This window comes from Ochrobactrum sp. MYb379 (assembly GCF_037479515.1).
Classification (GTDB): Bacteria; Pseudomonadota; Alphaproteobacteria; order Rhizobiales; family Rhizobiaceae; genus Brucella.
In genome coordinates this window covers 1-17503 of the sequence record NZ_JBBGYW010000008.1, presented here as the reverse complement: position 1 = coordinate 17503, position 17503 = coordinate 1, and the positions used below count along the sequence as shown (strand labels likewise).

Here is a 17503-nt window from a genome sequence, read left to right as displayed (position 1 = left end):
ATTAATAAGCCGCAGCCGGAGCTGGTGCAGTTGCAGGGGCGGTTGTTTCTGATGCATCCGGTCCTTTGCGGATGAAATGCAACATGAGAAACAGCTCGACGATGGCGAAGATTGTGTAAAGCAGGATGAAGCCCGACAGCGACACGATCATATAGGCAACCGTATGCGTCGATGCCGAAAGCCATGTCGGCAAGACTTCATAAACCGTCCATGGCTGTCGCCCGACCTCGGCCACCACCCAGCCCATTTCACAGGCAATGAATGGTACAGGGATCATCCATACAGATGCCCGCAAGAACCAACGATAGTTTTGAACCGTATTGGTCAGCGTGAGAATGAAGGACAGAACAAAGTAGCCCAGCATCAGTAAGCCCATAGCCACCATGATACGGAACGCCCAGAAGATGATCCAGACTTCGGGAATGGTGTCTTTTGCGGCCCTATCGATATCGGCATCGGTTATGCGTGTGATGTCGCCATCAGGTGCGTAACGCTGGACCAGAAAGCCATAGCCAAGATCGTCCTTGTGCAAATCGAACTTAGCCAGCGCCGCCGGGTCTGTTGGATTTGAACTGAGTATCTGCATGGCTTCAATTGCCGGAATACCGTTTCGGATACGCGTTTTCGCGCGCTCCTCCAACACATCCGCGGCAGGCACTGTTCCCTCAAGTGAGTGCGTCACGAGAATAGACAGCATGGCCGGTATTTTAACTGCGAAGAGATTTTTCTGCTCGCTTTGCGATGGAAAGGCGATCGCATTAAAAGACATCGGCGCTTCTTCGGTTTCCCAAAGCGCTTCCATCGCCACAAGCTTGGTTGGCTGCGCATGCGCACCAACGAAACCGAGTGCGTCACCAAGAGTCAGAACGCCACCGGTTCCAAGTACACCAAAGAGTGCAGCAATACGGAACGAACGCTTGGCAACGTCCATATGACGATTGCGCAGCATATAAAAAGCGCTGACACCACAAACAAAAATCGCTGCGGTCACATAACCTGCAAGCACAGTATGTACGAATTTCGCCTGTGCATCCGGGTTGAAGAACATGTCGAAGAAGCTGCTCAGCTCCATTCGCATGGTGACGGGATTGAAGTCTGCACCCTTCGGGCTCTGCATGAAGCTGTTGGCCACAAGAATCCACAGCGCCGATAGGTTGGAGCCAAGCGCCACAAGATAAGTAACAACCAGATGCTGCATCTTGGTGAGACGATCCCAGCCGAATACCATCAGACCAAGGAATGTGGATTCCATGAAGAAGGCCATCAGGCCTTCAATCGCCAGCGCGGTACCGAAAGCATCGCCGACAAAGCTTGAATAAAACGACCAGTTCATGCCGAACTGGAATTCCATGGTGAGGCCGGTCGCGACACCCAGCGCGAAGTTAATCAGCAGCAGCTTTCCCCAGAACTGGGTCATGCGGCGATACACTTCGCGGCCAGTCGTTACATAAACCGTTTCCATAATGGCGACCAGAATGGTCAGCCCCAAAGTTAACGGTACAAAGAGAAAATGATAAAGTGCCGTCGCCGCGAATTGAATACGCGAAAGATCAACTACAAGATCGTTAACCATAGTTAGCCCCCATAATGTGTCCCCAGACGGCTAAAATCACAAGCCAGATCGCATGATATTGTAAATCCTGAAGGTATTCAGAACTTATTACTATCAAACATAAGCTAGTACTTAATATGAATTATGAATAATATTATTATTTCCATAATGTTACCAATTGACGCAGCATAGATGATATTTAAAGTTGACTTAATTGGTATACAATTGCAATTTAAGAAATCTTGTTTATTATATAAAATTGCAATGAAGCCATATAGTTAGAAGAAAAAATCATTATTTTCTTTGTAGGGTAATTCATGAAAATCAATACATTTTTTGCAATAAAAATGTAATATTTCCGCCGAAAAACAACAAAAAATAATTAGCAATTATACTATTATATAAGCTTCGATATTTGCAGTTCATGCACGAAATTCAGGATCATCAGAATTTACATTGAAGATCATAATTCATGAAAATCATTTGAAACCGTATAGCAAGAGATAAATATCTCATCATCGGTTTACGCATCTAGGCATGCAATAAGGGCATCTATATTCGCTATTCAGTCTAAATATTTTACTCAAAACTCCTGATTCTGAAATCTGTTATTGTCTCTCATAAAAAAATCACCGCATTGACTGACGAAAAGATGGTAGTAAGCACAGCTTTTTTAGGCACCAGCCCCCAACTAACTTTCAGCAAAACCATTATACCTTAGTAGGGTAACATGTGTTAAAAACGCCGATTTCTGGTGAATTATTTCGCGCCTGGCATGCTTGAAGATATAATACCGTGAATTTCACTTCCAAATAACTTGATTAAGTAAGTCATCTTTAATATCAGGAGCGCGAAATTGTGTCCCTGAGGATTATTATGATCACTAACAAATTCGCGCTCCTTCTATCCGCCTGTGCAATTGCATTTACAGCCCCTGCATTTGCAGAAGTGAAAACCATCACCGATGTCATCGGCCGTGAAGTGAAGGTCGATCTTCCTGCAAAGCGTGTTGTCGTTGGCTTCTACTTTGAAGACTACATGGCAGTCGGTGGCGAAAAGGCTTACGACTCGGTCGTCGGCATTTCGCGCGAAGCATGGGAAGGCTGGGTTCCTGCTAACTGGAACATGCATGTCACCCACCGCCCTTCATTGAAAGACATCCCTGATGTTGGCGAAGTTGAAGCACAGACCTTCTCTGTTGAAAAGGTACTGAGCCTCAACCCTGATCTCGTCATTCTTGCAGACTGGCAGTATAAGGCATTGGGCCTTGATGCAGATCGCCTTGAAGAAGAAGGCATCCCGGTTGTCGTCGTCGATTACAACGCGCAGACCGTTGATCGCCACGTTGCATCTACGCTGGTTCTGGGTGAACTCGCAGGTACTGAAGACCGCGCCAAAGAAATCGCTGACATGTATTCCGGCGCTCTGAAGGATGTTTCGGAGCGCGTTGCCAAGGCTGGCAAAGACAAACCAAAGGTCTATGTCGAATTCGGCAACAAGGGACCGGCTGAATATTCTTTCACCTACGGGAAAAACATGTGGGGCGCGATGATCCCTGCAGCTGGCGGCGACAATATCGCAGCACCGTTTGTCGAGTGGTGGGGCCCGATCAATCCGGAACAGGTTCTTGCTTCCAAGCCTGACGTCGTCTTGATCTCTGGTCGCGAAAACAACAAGGATAAGACCGCTCTGCCAATGGGTCAGGCCGTGAATGCTGATGAAGCGCGCGCAAAGCTCAAGGCATTTGAAACCCGTCAGGGTTGGAGTGAACTGCCAGCAGTTCAGAACGGCAAGCTTTATGGCGTTTATCAGGGTGCATCGCGCACGCTGTCGGACTTCGCCATGGTTCAGTACATCGCAAAGGAACTTTATCCTGAACAGTTCGCCGATATGGACCCAATCGCCAACTACCATGGCTATTACAAGAAGTATCTGCCAGTTGATCCGCAGGGAACCTTCGCAATCAGCGTAAAGTAATATCTGCGATTCCGTGCTTAAGGGTGCCACCATCACAATGGTGGCACCCTGTTTTGCAATTTGAACAGGCCACCATGACAACTCTCTCAAGGCATAAAGCAGCGATTGCCACCCACCGCGCGCGTGAGCGAAAACGTCTGCGCACGGTCATTATTTTTCTCGCAATCATGGCTGCGAGCCTTGTCTTTGACGTTGCGACCGGGCCATCGATGTTGTCACCAATGGAAGTGATCCGCTCCTTAACCGGCATCGGTGAACGCGCCGCAATGACGGACTCCATCGTGAGAAACTTGCGCCTCCCTATGGCACTCATGGCGCTTGCTGTGGGTGCGGCCCTTGGTGCGGGTGGCGCGCAGATGCAGACGCTGCTCAACAATCCAATGGCAAGCCCTTATACCTTGGGCATGGCCGCAGCCGCTGGCTTTGGCGCGGCTTTTGTTCTTGCAATTGGTGGTCTCGGCATGCCGGTGATGATCGCTGTTCCAGTCGGTGCTTTTGCCTTCTCTATGTTGGCAGCATTGTTCCTGTTCACACTGGCATCCATGCGGCACATGAATGCGCAAACTATCATCCTCGGCGGCATCGCGCTGCTCTTCCTGTTTCAGTCTTTGCTTTCGTTGATCCAGTTCCTGTCTTCGCCTGAACTGTCACAACAAATCCTGTTCTGGCTATTCGGTAGTTTGACGAAAGCCACATGGCCAACTCTGATGCTGACCGCGGCGGTCACAGCGGTTTGCTGTGGCTTGTTGATGGCAGATTCATGGAAGCTGGCCGCACTGCGCATGGGTGAAATGCGAGCCGCAAGCCTCGGCATCAACGTGCGTCGTTTGCGAATGAAAATTCTCATCATCGTTGCAATTATGACCGCCACCGCAACAAGCTTTGTTGGTGTTATTGGATTTATCGGCCTTGTCGCACCCCACATCGCGCGCATGACAGTTGGCGAAGACCAGCGCTATTTCCTGCCAATGTCTGTGATCTCGGGCGCATTAATGCTGTCCGCGGCCTCTGTTCTCTCGAAGTCGATCATACCGGGAGCACTCTTTCCAGTCGGGATTGTCACAGCCATTGTCGGCGTGCCCTTCCTGCTTTGGCTCATCTTTGCGCCAAGATCGCGAGGCGCATGATGGAACTGAAAAGCATATCCATAAAACGTGGCTCGCAAACGATCATATCCAGTGTGGACACACGACTAGAGGCGGGAAAAATTCACGTTATCATCGGTCCGAACGGCACAGGAAAGACGACATTGCTTCGTGCGATGTTTGGCGATTTGCCTTTGCAAGCGGGGCAGATCGGATTTAATGATCGGACGCTTAGCACGGGTGTCCACCGAAGCACCCGACTACGTCAATGGCGTGATGCCATTGCCTATATGCCGCAAGATAGTACGACTGATGCAGCTCTGACTGTGTTGGAAGTCGTGGTTCTAGGGCGGCTCGACAAACTATCATTACACATCGATGATGAAACTCTCTATCAAGCGATGACGCGGCTTGAAGAAGCGGGGATTGCCCATCTTGCCGACCGCAATGTGACGTCGCTCAGCGGCGGTCAACGGCAAATGACCATGTTTGCGCAAGTTCTTATGCGCGAGCCGAAAGCCATGCTTCTTGATGAGCCTGTCAGCGCCCTCGATCTCAAACATCAGGTCGGCCTCCTTGATCTGGTCAAGCGCGAGACCCAAGCGAACAACTGGGTCACTGTCATTGTTCTGCACGATCTCAACCTTGCATGCCAGTATGCAGATAATCTGCTCGTGCTCTCTCAGGGCCGTCTTCAGGTTTCCGGCACACCAGCCGATATCGTGACATCAGACCTCATTCTTCAGACCTACGGCGTTGATGCCGAGATCCTGCGTGACCGCGCGGGAAATCCCGTCATTCAGCCCGTTGGCAAAAAATTCGAACCAGCATTACAACACCAGGAAGGACTAGTCCTATGAAGTCGATCATCGCGGCTTTTGCATTGAGCCTCATTGCCACTACGTCTATGGCAGCAGAGCACAAGATCAAAATGCTCAATTATGGACAAGAAGGCGGCATGGTTTTTGAGCCGGGCTATGTGAAAGCAGAAGTTGGCGACACAATTACATTTATTCCGGAAAACTCCAGCCATTATGTTCAGTCCTTCGCAGTTCCTGAAGGTGTGAAAGCCTGGAAAAGCAAGCTCGACGAAGAGTTTACAGTCACAGTCGATCAGGAAGGCGTCTATCTTTATTACTGCCCACCACATCTTATGATGGCAATGATTGGCGTCATTCAGGTTGGCAAACCTGTCAACCTGGACGCAGTCAAAGAAAAGTCCGCCAAGCTTCGCTCAAAGCTCGTCATGAAGGGCGAACGTTTGGATAACTATCTTGGACAGGTCTCCGAATAATTAGACCCAACCGTCTCTAAAGAGATAGCCCAAGGTTTTGCCTTGGGCTGTTTTGGGGGGGGGCTGCTGTCCAGATAATGGGAGTTCTACAAAAGCGAAACTCCCAGCGGCATCACACTGCCAGAAAACCACCATCGACTGCCAAGGTAGTACCTGTTACCATAGCACTATCATCACTTAAAAGAAGCGCAATGGCCTGCGCAACCTCTTCGGATTGCGCGAAACGATTGATCGGATGCCGTACCATCATCGGCGCACTTTTTGCAGGGTCGCTCCATGCTTCAAGAGCCAGTTCTGTGAGTGTAATTGTGGGCGCAACCGCATTGACGCGGATACCATGTGGCCCAAGTTCTTTAGCGAACACCCGCGTTGCACCTTCAAGACCTGCCTTGGATGCTGCATAACACAAATGGTCCTGAAAACCACGATGCCCAGCAATAGATGTGATATTGACGATAGCGCCACCACCGCCTGCTGCCACGCGCATGCGCGCAAACTCCTGACAGGTAATCAGCGCTGCACGCAGATTGATGCCCATAACGGCCTCATAACCCGCATCCGTCATATCAAAAACGCTTTCAAGCACGTTTATGCCTGCACTGTTGATGAGATAATCGCACGTTCCCGCCTTACGGATCGCGTCGCGTGCAGCCTGCGCATCCGCCAGATCGACCTGAATTGAACGGCCTCCGATCTCGGCAGCCAAACTCGTAAGATCGGACTGCGTGCGGCTGAGTGCAATCACTTCCGCGCCACGGCTTGCCATCAATAGCGCGCATGCGCGACCAATGCCTTTGCCTGCACCTGTGACGATAACGGACTTTCCCGAAAACTGCATAAAAGTGACCTCTTTGGCGTCTTGTTACACCGGATATTGGATGTTGAATTATGCAGGTAAAACCTGCGCCATGCTCTGGCGTATCTCTCGAGCGCTGCCTTGCAATGTCACAAAGGCCTTATAACGCGCATCGTGCATGGGTCGGATATCCGTTTGCGGCAGGCATTGCGTACCAACACGTGACATGGCCGACATGGCTGTTTGTGTATCAGAAAAAAGCCCTGCTGCCATTGCTCCCAAGATTGCAGAACCAAGCAAGACTGGCTCCTCGCAATCAATCACTTCGATGGGCAGTCCTGAAGCATCGGCCAGAAGCTGGCGAATAAGCGGATGTGAGCCTGCGCCGCCACTCACGCTAATTGCTTGGACGGGCGCGCCATTTTTGCTTTGCGTATCGATAATCTGTCGCAAGCCGTAACCAAGACCACAAAGACCCGCAACATATAGTGCAACAAGGGAGTCTACCCCTTTCTCCATGCCCTGCCCTACAATAACAGCGCGAGCATGTGGGTCGGCAAAGGGTGCACGATTACCAAGAAATTCCGGCACAACATGTAGCGCATCAGCGAGCCGCACAGCCTCACTTGGTGAATTTGCCAGCGTCAACGCCCTGTCACCAAGCCATTGCGGCAGTGATTTGCCTTCAGCCTTTGCAACTCTGCCTGCTTCATGCGCTGCCGGATGACACTGGATAAGATGATCAATTGCAGCCCCCGCCGCCGATTGACCACCTTCATTAAGCCACTTGCCCGGCAGCATTGCCGAATAATAAGGCCCCCAGACGCCGGGAACAAATGCCGGTTCAATGGTCGTGGTCATTGTACATGAAGATGTGCCGAACACATAAGCCAAGCATTTCAACGGATCGGCAACGCCATCACGTGCACCAACGGTTCCTACACCACCCGCATGCGCATCGATCAGCCCTGCTGCAACTGCAATGCCTGCAACAAGCCCCATTTCGGATGCAGCTTGTTTGCTCAATCCATGACCGAGTGGAGTGCCGGGTGCAACTATCACCTGCCCGATACGACTAAAATCATCATCTGCCAGATCTCCGAGGCCAATAGCACGGAAATAATCCGCATCCCAACGCGCTTCATGCGCCAGATAGGTCCATTTACAGGTAACAGTGCACGATGAGCGCTCAAGTGCGCCGCTTGCCTTAAATGTCAGAAAATCGGTGAGGTCGAAAAAATGACGAGCCTTTGTATAGGTATCGGGATTATTTTCACGCAACCACAGCAGTTTTGGTGTCTGCATTTCTGGCGAAATACGACCACCGACATATTTGAGCACATCATAGCCGCCCGCATTAATACGCTCGGTCTGTGAGAGTGCGCGATGGTCCATCCACACGATAACATCACGATCGCTATCGCTGCTCACTGGCAATGTTTTCTCGCCGTCACCAATGACAACGAGCGAGCAGGTGGCATCAAAGCCGATGCCTGCCACCTCGCCCGCGTCAATCCCAGCGGCCGTAACACTTTCACGAACGCATTCACAAACGGCACGCCATATCTGCTGGCTTAATTGCTCGACGAAACCACGATCGTCCCGGTAAAGATCAATTGGGCGTTTGGCTGTCGCCAAAAGCTTGCCAGAGCGATCAAAAATACCGGCGCGGGCGGAACCCGTACCAACATCCACACCAATCAGATATTTTGAGGCCATTAGGGCTGCTCTCCGTAAAACGCGATTACACCCGATCAAAGTTCGTCGGCAGCACCAGCATATCGCGGATGGTAACTGTACGCTTACGCGTAAGCATATATTCGACTGCGTCAGCAACCTCACTCGGGTCAATCAGACTGCCTGATTCTTTAGCCTTGCGCAGGTTTTCTTCAGGCCAATCAGCAAGCAATGCAGAAACTACTGGGCCGGGAGAAACCTGTGCCACACGAACGCCATGCGGGATCATCTGGCGACGCATAGTCTGCACAAAGCATGTCACCGCCCATTTGGACGACGCATAGACTGGTTCCCAATAAGTCGGATAATGGCCAGCGATCGAACAGGTTACGATAATATCACCCGTCTTGCGCTCGATCATATGCGGCGCGACAGCATGAACATTTTTAATAACAGCATTGACGTTCAGGTTAAGCATCTGATCGATAGCTTCGGCGGTTGTTTCTGTCAGATCACCACCGATATAAGTGCCAGCGTTGCAATAAAGAATATCGATATGATCGACCTTTTGTAGGATTTCCGGCACCATAGCTGCGCAGCTTTCGGCATTGAGCAGATCGATCACTTGGGCGATAGCCTTTTCGCCCAACTCAGCCACCAATGCACTCAATGCTGCTTCATTACGATCCACCAGCACAACTGTGGCCCCTGCGGCAAGCAGCGTTTTTGTTGTGGCCAGACCAATACCTGAAGCAGCCCCCGTGATGACTGCGATCTTGCCTTGAAGCGATTCCGCCATTTTATTCTCCTGTATATGCACCAGATTGTTTCCGGCAATTTTCGTAAATGGTTAGCGCCACTCGCGCCCGATATAGATTGCGAGCAGGATGATGCCGCCTTTGATCACATCTTGCAGATATGGATTGATGCCCATCAGATTGAGGCCATTGTTCAAGATACCCAGCAGGATCGCACCAATTAGTGTCCCAATGACCAGACCGCGACCGCCCGCAATTGCGGTACCACCCAAAACAACCGCAGCAATGGCATCAAGCTCAAAGCCCACGCCGGCATTGGGCTGACCACTCATCAGCCGCCCGGTCAGGATGACTGCGGCGAGAGCTGACGTGAAGCCAGAAATTGCATAAACGGCAAGCTTAACGCGCAGCGTTTTCACGCCCGAAAGCCGGGCTGCGGTTTCGTTGCCACCGAGCGCATAAACATGGCGACCGAAGGCTGTCCGCTCTAACACCACCCATGCAATCGCGTAGATAATGAACATGATGATAACTGGTACAGGGATCATACCGATCCGCCCTACACCAAACCATGACACCCAGCTCGGTAGGCCACTGATCGGATAACCGCCGGAATAAATAAGACCGATACCGCGCGCCATGCCCATGGTAGCAAGTGTCACAATAATGGCAGGCATCCGCCCCCATGCGACGAGCACACCATTGATGGTGCCAATTGCAAGCCCAATGAGCACGCCAAGAGCAAGGGCGGCACTTGCCGGAAGCCCGGCATGAACCATAAGGCCGGAAGCAAGCGTTCCAACCAGTGCCATGACGGCGCCAACAGACAAATCAATGCCGCCTGTGAGGATGACAAACGTCATACCGACAGCCAGTACCGCAACGATAGAAACCTGCCGCAACACATTGAGAATGTTGGAAACAGTGAAGAAGTTGTCGCTGGCAAGCCCCATCAAAATCGAAACGACGATCAAGCCCGCCAAAGGCAGTATCAGCGGTGAATGCAGCCAATTGCGCAATGAAAAGCCGCTCTTCTTTTCTGCTGTGGCAATATTTGCATCATTGGACATAGTGCGGCTTCCCCGTTGTGGCTTGGGTCATGACTTCCTCGGACGTGATTTTCTCGTCCTCAAGCGTTGCAACGATACCGCCGGAACGGAACACGCAAACCCTGTCGGACATGCCGATGATTTCCGGCAACTCGGAAGAGATCATGATGATAGAATATCCGGCATTGGTGAAAGCGCGCATGAGGGCATAGATTTCGGCCTTCGCACCAACATCAATACCACGTGTGGGTTCGTCAAAAATCAGCACGCGCATGTCATGATTGATCCAGCGTGCGATGACGACTTTTTGCTGATTACCACCTGACAGCGTATCAATACGCGCATATGGCCCTTGAGCCTTTACGCGCACCTGCTGCATGGCAACCTGTGTTGCTTCGAGCTCTTTTTTGAGATCAACGAACCAATGCAGGCGACGATATTTTCCATAATTGTTGAGAGAAATATTTTGCAGGATAGAGAAACTGGTGATCAGCCCCTGCTCTTTGCGGCTTTCAGGTAAAAGCCCAATGCCGTTTTCAAGCGCCTGATCCGCACCGGAAAGTCGCGTCACGACGCCATTGAGTTTCATCTTACATTGAACAGACGTATGTTCGCCAAGCATGGCCAAAACGCTTTCCGTCCGGCCTGAACCAACAAGCCCCGCAAAACCTAAGATCTCGCCCTTGCGCAGGCTAAAGCGCGAAACAGGCCCACCCTTGCGCAATTGCAATTCCTCTACGTCAATGATTGTCGGCGCTGACACATCGATGTCGGCCTTGGGCGGAAAACCAGCTTCCAGACGGCGACCAACCATCATCTCAACCAGACGGTCGTTATCCACATCCGCGACATCACAGGAATTAATATAATTGCCATCGCGCAGGACCGTAATCCGATCGCAGATCTCAAAAATCTCTTCGAGATGGTGCGAGATAAAAATGATCGCCACACCCTGTCGGCGCAACTCACGCATTACCTTAAAAAGATGTTCAACTTCGGATGGCGTCAGCGTGGCCGTAGGCTCGTCGAGTATTAGAATACGCGCATCAAGCGCCAGTGTTTTAGCGATTTCGACAAACTGCTGTTCTGCCACCGAAAGCCGGTTTATCGGCACATCCATCTGCACATCAACGCCAAGCTTTGCCATAATTTCACGCGCGCGGCTGCGCATAGCGGCACAGTCCAGAAGACCAAGACGGTTGCGCATTTCACGCGCCAGAAACATGTTTTCGACTGCATTGAGATATGGGATCAGGCTGAATTCCTGAAACACGATACCGATGCCAGCTTGAATGGCAGCGTCGTAATCGGCGAAGTGGCGCTCTGCTCCGTCAACCCAGATTTCGCCTTCAGAAGGGCGCAGAATCCCGGAGAGTATCTTCATCAGCGTAGATTTGCCCGCACCGTTCTCCCCGAGAAGAGCGTGAACCTCACCAGCACGCACTTCCAGATCCACACCGTGGAGAACCTCGATCCGGCCAAAGCTTTTTTTGATGCCTTTCAGCTCAAGCACGATTTGTTCCTAACCAATAAAGGGCTCCCGCTCCAAATGCGTCCTTTCGGACGCACCCGGAGCGGGAGCTGGGAGGATGATTACCAGCTGAAGCCTTCAGCATTCTTGGCATCGATCACCATGACGTCGATTGGAACTTCCTTAGGAACAACGCGTGCACCCCATTTCTGGGCCAGAGCCATCGCAAGACCGACGCGAACCTGATCACGCGGGAACTGTGCGGTGGTTTCGATGAAAGGTGTACCATCCTTGATCGCCTGAATTGCCTCTGGTGCACCATCGACGGAGGTCAGCTTGATATCACGGCCCGAGCCCTGAATTGCTGCCAGAGCGCCCATAGCACCGCCGTCATTGACCGAGAAAATGCCTGTGAGATTAGGGTGCGACTGGATCATGTTTTCAACGACACCAAGTGCCACGGAGCGATCCTGACGACCATTCTGTGTATCGACTAGCTTGATGCCCTCAAACTCTGCAAGTGCAGCCTTGCAGCCCTCAACGCGCTGTAGGATAGGAACGACTGGAATACCATCCAGAATGGCAACCTCGCCTTTGCCCTCAAGGCTTTCACCAAGATACTTGCATGACTGATAGCCCGCATCACGGTTTTTCGATCCGACGAATGTATCAACCGGACCATTGGCGTTGGCATCAACCGCAACAACAATAACGCCCTTTTCCTTAGCGGCATTAACAGCCGCTTCAACGCCAGCACTATCAGTTGGATTGAGAAGCAGAATGTCGATGTTCTGCTGGAGCATATCTTCAACGTCGGAAATCTGCTTAGCCACATTATGGCCAGCGTCGCTGACAACAACTTCAGCACCGATGCTCTCGGCTGCGCCGCGGAGCGCTTCCTGCATCGACACGAAATAGGGATTGTTCAGTTCCTGAAATGTCATACCGATTTTAAGCTTTTCCTGCGCAATAGCAGGCGATGCCAGAAGAGCAAGAACAGTGCTCACTGTTAAAATGGCTTTTTTCATTGAGATTTACCTCCCGTTACAGATTGACAGGCGATGCCTGCATGTTTTGGGCAGAAACCCGCCCGCCCAAATTGCGAATAGCCGCATTCTCCGGCTCTGATTGGTCTTGCATCACCGGAATTTTGTTTGCGGCAAAAGTGGTACGAAACTGCGAGGGGGACATGCCCTTGAGATTGAGAAAATGCCGGTTGAAATTGGACAAGTTGGAAAAACCGATCTCGTAGCAAATATCGGTAATGCGCACCGACGGCATCGTCAGCAGCATCTGGCAAGCTAAATCTACGCGCAACTGATTGCGGTAACGAACCAAAGTCGTCCCTGTATGACGCTTGAAGGCGCGCGAAAAAGCGCTCTGACTCTGCCCAAGCATTTGAGCGAGTTCGCTCTCTTCAATCTGATCGGTCAGATGCTCGCGCAAATAAGCGAGCGCGCGATTGATGCCACAGGGATTAAAGCGTCTCACGTCAAGCTCATAACTCAAGCTTGCCAGCACTTCCGGTTCAGGCGCATTAACCAATAAGTCGAGAATTTCCCAGAACAACGCGATCCGCGTCATTCCCTGCGCCACGATTAAACGCTCCATGAGGGGGCGAATTTTGATGCTTGTCGCATCATCAAACAACAACCCGCGACGGCTGCGTTCCAACAATGGGCCAAGGCTGCCCATTTCCGGCATGGTTGCGAGCACGTTTTCAATGAAAGCTTCGGGGAATTGGATGACCATAGAACGCGTGGGAACAATTTCACCGCGCTCAATCTCGCTGATCCAGTTTTGTGGAAGATTGGGCCCGGTCATAATCAATTGTCCCGGCGCAAAACGCCCGACATGATCACCCATGTAGAAGGTGCCAGAAGTCGCAACGACGAGATGAATTTCATATTCCGGATGATAATGCCAACGCACGGTACGGAATGGATAACCATGCATCCATGCCGCAAAGGACTCACCCTTACGGATATGCACAAGCTCCAAATCTGGTTGCATGACATCCTCCCTGACGCACACCATGATACAGTTTGAAGGCCTGGGCTCCTCTGCTCCAGACCATGTCTCATGATTGATGCATTCTGGGTGGTGTGAGCGCCCGCGGCTACATCACAACTTAGAATATTATGATACTTTTTTTACATATAATTTGCGTAATCTATGAAAAATGAAGCACTTAACAGTGCCCGTTCAATGCCTTGACACCATAATCCATATGTTTGATGTCTATAGAAACCCGACATTACCTGTATTTTCAGTGCTGTAACGTCAATAGACCTGCATCTTTCAGGCGACCATAAATGATGTGATCGCTCTCATATTTTTTGACATAGTAAATTACCAGTTTAAGGCTAGATACTATTTTCACTCGCATTTGAGTTGTACGAAAACCCAGAATATCTACATGCAAGTGGCGACTTAAACTGCGTAGCAGTGCCAGCGAGCGTTGCAATTGCCTCCTCGAGCCCCTCGTCCAGTCAGGAGGATTCTGCTCCGACTAAACGGGGTGCGAAAGGCTCACTTGCAACGCAGCATGAACAACATCAAGAGCAGTAGAACTTAATCGATAAGCCTTGTCTTGATACTAGGCGTTCTAAAGTGTTCTTGATCGCCTATTGAGGAAAGGTGATCTGAAGCTTCACATCAGTTTCACGCGCCTCAACCGCACGATCAAATCCAAGAATACTCTCTTCAAAAGGCAATGTAGCCGATATCAGCGGCTTGAGATCCACTTTGCCAGAAGCGATCAATGCAATAGCGCGATCGTAAACATTGGCATAACGGAAGACGGTCTCAACGCGCAACTCACGGGCCTGAAGTCCGACAATATCGACCGGCACGGGGTCAACTGGCATACCAACAAGCACAATTGCACCGCCCGGTCGTGCCAAGCTCGCGATATTGAGAATAGCAGATGCAGCACCCGAGCATTCAAACACCAGATCGCAACCCCAGCCGTCGGTGTGTTCTGCAATAACTTCCGCAAGATTATGTTCACGAATATTGACCGCTACGATGCCGTCATAGGCTGCGATAATATCGAGCTTCGGTTGAGCCAAATCGGCGACGATCACCTTTGCGCAGCCGCCAGCAAGTGCTGCCAGTGCCACCATCATGCCAATAGGACCTGCGCCCGTGACAACAGCCACGTCACCCGGCTGGATGCGTGCACGTAAAGCCGCCTGCATGCCAATGGCAAAAGGCTCAACCATAGCACCTTCGCCAAATGAAACCTGATCCGGAAGTTTGTAAGTGAAAGCAGCTGGATGAATAACTTCCGGCACAAGGCAGCCATGAACAGGTGGGGTAGCCCAAAACTGAACTGCCGGATCCACATTGTAGATACCGAGTTTCGACGCACGCGACGTCGGATCGGGAATACCTGGTTCCATACAAACACGATCGCCGACCGCAAGATGTGTAACATCTTCGCCCACTTCAATGACCGTTCCTGATGCTTCATGACCGAGAACCATCGGTTCGTTGACGATGAAATGACCGATGCGCCCATGCGTATAGTAGTGCACATCGGAGCCACATATGCCGACGGTGTGAATCTTGATGCGCACATCCTTGCGCCCTAGCGTATTCGGCAAATCAAAATCTCTGAGCGAGAGCTTTCCCTTTTCTTCGAGAACGAGTGCTTTCACTGCTTCCTCCTAAGCGCATTATGAAACATGCGGGCTATCAAAAGGGAATTTTACAGAAAGTAAAGGAGACGTATCAGAGAAGTGGAATCTTTAAGTTTGGTGCGCAAAAATCTATCAGTAAGATAGAGAATGCGTATAGGTCTTGGGATTTTTTGTGGCTATCTGGATGGATGCAAAATCGAATCGCAAAGTGGCAACAGCTACACTGAAGGGAAATACGTTCGAAACAAACGAGAGCAGCAATAAGCTGGATAGACAAAAAATGTCAGCAACCAGTGTCCATAATGCATAACTAACACTGGTTACGAAATGCGTTAAACCTGTTCTAGCTAGCAGAACCAAACTACTAATTTTTAGTTTTAAAAGATATGGCTGGGGCGCCTGGATTCGAACCAGGGGTGCCGGTACCAAAAACCAGTGCCTTACCGCTTGGCTACGCCCCAACTTGCAGCATCAAATAAACTCTATCGCTGCAAAACTCAAGGCTATATATTCAATCAATCGACATTTCCCCAAATGAAAATTTGGATGTCTCAACACCATCATTTTATGCTTGAATAGCCCTTTCTGAACCGCAATTAGCACCAACAAAATAGCTTTGGCGCTGTCTGATGTTAACTATTGGCCAAACATTTTTTCAGACTCAGAAAATGACGTACAACTGTTGACGAAACGCGAGAACCTGATTGTCACGAGGCCAAATCGGTGGCAATTCGACCACCATTCCGGAGAAACAGAACAGTCACCCAGCAACTTCAGCGGCAGTGTTCTTCAAGCTGCAGCCTCGAACGAGAAATGACTCACTGACATGAGTTCGTTCCTCATTCCGGTTGGAACAGCATACCTTCCGCTCATCTTGCCTTTCTTATCTTTTCATCAGCCACGACCTTTCGGTTGTGCGGCATTTTGCAGATCGTGTGGCTGTGATGTATCTTGGACGCATCGTTGAGACAGGCAAGACCTCTTATATTTTCGATAATCCGGCGCATCCCTATACGGAAGCACTGATTTCAGCCATTCCGTTGCCTGATCCCATCGCTCAACGCCAACGTAAGCGTATTGTCCTGCGTGGTGATTTGCCAAGCCCAGCCAATCCACCAAAGGGCTGCGGTTTTTCCACGCGATGCCCTATTGCTTTCGACGAATGCCATCAACTGCCGCCGCCACTCATTGAAGCTAAGGCGGCAAGATATGTAGCTTGCCATGCTCGATAGTATCAGAGATGGTGTTACTTAACGCTCGGGTCTTACAGCACCCCCGCATACTTCTCTGGCTCATTTAATGAGTGTTTTTATTTGCGTTATTATGCTTTTCCCGATTTCCGCATCTTATAGCTGCGCTGTTTCTGGATGCTATATTATAAAGCAAAAAGCCCGCTCGGGGCGGGCTGTTTTTGGGTGTGTTTTGCCGTCGTAATGATACGCGGGTAGGCTGGTTGATAAATCTGGGTTGTTTTTTTGATATTTTGTTTCGTGATCAGGATTTAGGCCGTTCGTGGTGCGATCGATAGTCGATTGATTATCGATTTGGTTGAACGGGCAGGCCATAAAGTTTGTAGAAGCGGTATAGCTACGAATATGGCGTGTGCATCAAAGGTTTTAGTATTTTTTTTGAGATTTGGTTGCGGGGGCAGGATTTGAACCTGCGGCCTTCAGGTTATGAGCCTGACGAGCTACCGGGCTGCTCCACCCCGCGCCATGGTGTGTTTATTGAACCGGTTTGGTATTGTGCGCATAGCGCTAGTAAAGCTGTTTTGTATGGATTTGAGAAGATGAATGATATTTGTGTGCTTAGCAGACCTGGCAGCGACCTACTCTCCCGTGTCTTAAGACAAAGTACCATTGGCGCTGGAGCGTTTCACGGCCGAGTTCGGAATGGGATCGGGTGCAGCCGCTCCGCCATAACCACCAGGTCGGCGAAGAACACAAATATGAGAAGCTGGTTGTCTTTCGTGCAGATATTGATTTGTTTTTTCAGGCGCTGATAAACAATAAGCACACGACTGTGTGCCGTCGCTTATGCGACGCGCGGTCCGCAGCGAAGCAGCTTCAGCTGCGACAGCGTGAGGACAAACAACTATCGAACATTGTTCGATGGATATTGTAAATGAGAGTGATCAAGTCGATCGAGCTATTAGTACCGGTAAGCTACATGCGTTGCCGCACTTCCACACCCGGCC

14 protein-coding genes, 2 tRNA genes and 1 rRNA gene are annotated in these 17503 nt (G+C 50.5%); 5 read left to right on the top strand and 12 right to left on the bottom strand.

Annotation, left to right across the window (positions count from 1 at the left end; translation table 11 throughout):
- Position 1: 1 nt before the first annotated feature.
- Entirely contained in the window at positions 2–1573 is a 1572-nt protein-coding gene (locus WH356_RS15605; protein WP_339512385.1) for a cytochrome ubiquinol oxidase subunit I, read from the bottom strand.
- Positions 1574–2428: 855 nt separating this feature from the next.
- On the opposite strand from WH356_RS15605, the gene WH356_RS15600 reads away from it, so the two are divergent.
- The 4 genes from WH356_RS15600 (at position 2429) to WH356_RS15585 (ending at position 5908) form a co-directional block, all read left to right on the top strand.
- The gene (locus tag WH356_RS15600; RefSeq protein WP_339512383.1) at positions 2429–3529 is read left to right on the top strand and encodes an ABC transporter substrate-binding protein; all 1101 of its coding nucleotides are present in this window, start codon (positions 2429–2431) and stop codon (positions 3527–3529) included.
- Positions 3530–3603: 74 nt separating this feature from the next.
- On the top strand, positions 3604–4656 hold the full coding sequence (locus WH356_RS15595; RefSeq protein ID WP_339512381.1) for a FecCD family ABC transporter permease: 1053 nt from the start codon (positions 3604–3606) through the stop codon (positions 4654–4656).
- A complete protein-coding gene (locus WH356_RS15590; protein WP_339512379.1) occupies positions 4653–5474 on the top strand; it encodes an ABC transporter ATP-binding protein in 822 nt (273 codons plus the stop codon). Before WH356_RS15595 ends, WH356_RS15590 begins: the two co-directional genes overlap by 4 nt.
- On the top strand, positions 5471–5908 hold the full coding sequence (locus WH356_RS15585; RefSeq protein ID WP_339512377.1) for a pseudoazurin: 438 nt from the start codon (positions 5471–5473) through the stop codon (positions 5906–5908). The genes WH356_RS15590 and WH356_RS15585 overlap by 4 nt, the downstream gene beginning before the upstream one ends.
- Before the next feature lie 112 nt (positions 5909–6020).
- Here the strand turns inward: WH356_RS15585 and WH356_RS15580 are convergent, their stop codons facing one another.
- From WH356_RS15580 to WH356_RS15540, 9 genes are all read right to left on the bottom strand, one after another.
- A complete protein-coding gene (locus WH356_RS15580; RefSeq protein WP_339512375.1) occupies positions 6021–6746 on the bottom strand; it encodes an SDR family oxidoreductase in 726 nt (241 codons plus the stop codon).
- A gap of 48 nt (positions 6747–6794) precedes the next feature.
- The gene (locus WH356_RS15575; protein WP_339512373.1) at positions 6795–8423 is read right to left on the bottom strand and encodes an FGGY-family carbohydrate kinase; all 1629 of its coding nucleotides are present in this window, start codon (positions 8421–8423) and stop codon (positions 6795–6797) included.
- A 25-nt stretch (positions 8424–8448) separates the two neighbouring features.
- The gene (locus tag WH356_RS15570) at positions 8449–9180 is read right to left on the bottom strand and encodes an SDR family oxidoreductase (protein ID WP_339512371.1); all 732 of its coding nucleotides are present in this window, start codon (positions 9178–9180) and stop codon (positions 8449–8451) included.
- Positions 9181–9231: 51 nt separating this feature from the next.
- Entirely contained in the window at positions 9232–10209 is a 978-nt protein-coding gene (locus tag WH356_RS15565; protein WP_339512369.1) for an ABC transporter permease, read from the bottom strand.
- The gene (locus WH356_RS15560) at positions 10199–11701 is read right to left on the bottom strand and encodes a sugar ABC transporter ATP-binding protein (RefSeq protein ID WP_339512367.1); all 1503 of its coding nucleotides are present in this window, start codon (positions 11699–11701) and stop codon (positions 10199–10201) included. Before WH356_RS15560 ends, WH356_RS15565 begins: the two co-directional genes overlap by 11 nt.
- An 80-nt stretch (positions 11702–11781) precedes the next feature.
- Positions 11782–12687: an ABC transporter substrate-binding protein gene (locus WH356_RS15555; RefSeq protein WP_339512365.1), complete on the bottom strand. Its 906-nt coding sequence runs from the start codon at positions 12685–12687 to the stop codon at positions 11782–11784.
- 16 nt (positions 12688–12703) lie between these two features.
- Positions 12704–13672, bottom strand: coding sequence for an AraC family transcriptional regulator (locus WH356_RS15550; protein WP_339512363.1), 969 nt, complete (start codon positions 13670–13672; stop codon positions 12704–12706).
- 614 nt (positions 13673–14286) lie between these two features.
- Positions 14287–15324: an NAD(P)-dependent alcohol dehydrogenase gene (locus tag WH356_RS15545; protein WP_339512361.1), complete on the bottom strand. Its 1038-nt coding sequence runs from the start codon at positions 15322–15324 to the stop codon at positions 14287–14289.
- A gap of 369 nt (positions 15325–15693) precedes the next feature.
- A tRNA-Gln gene (locus WH356_RS15540) sits at positions 15694–15767 on the bottom strand.
- Between the two features lie 387 nt (positions 15768–16154).
- On the opposite strand from WH356_RS15540, the gene WH356_RS15535 reads away from it, so the two are divergent.
- The gene (locus WH356_RS15535; protein ID WP_339512359.1) at positions 16155–16538 is read left to right on the top strand and encodes an ABC transporter ATP-binding protein; all 384 of its coding nucleotides are present in this window, start codon (positions 16155–16157) and stop codon (positions 16536–16538) included.
- Between the two features lie 404 nt (positions 16539–16942).
- On the opposite strand, the gene WH356_RS15530 is transcribed toward WH356_RS15535, so the two are convergent.
- Both WH356_RS15530 and rrf read right to left on the bottom strand, forming a co-directional pair.
- Positions 16943–17019 (bottom strand) — tRNA-Met (locus WH356_RS15530).
- 102 nt (positions 17020–17121) lie between these two features.
- A 5S ribosomal RNA gene (gene rrf / locus WH356_RS15525) occupies positions 17122–17236 on the bottom strand.
- Positions 17237–17503: the final 267 nt, after the last annotated feature.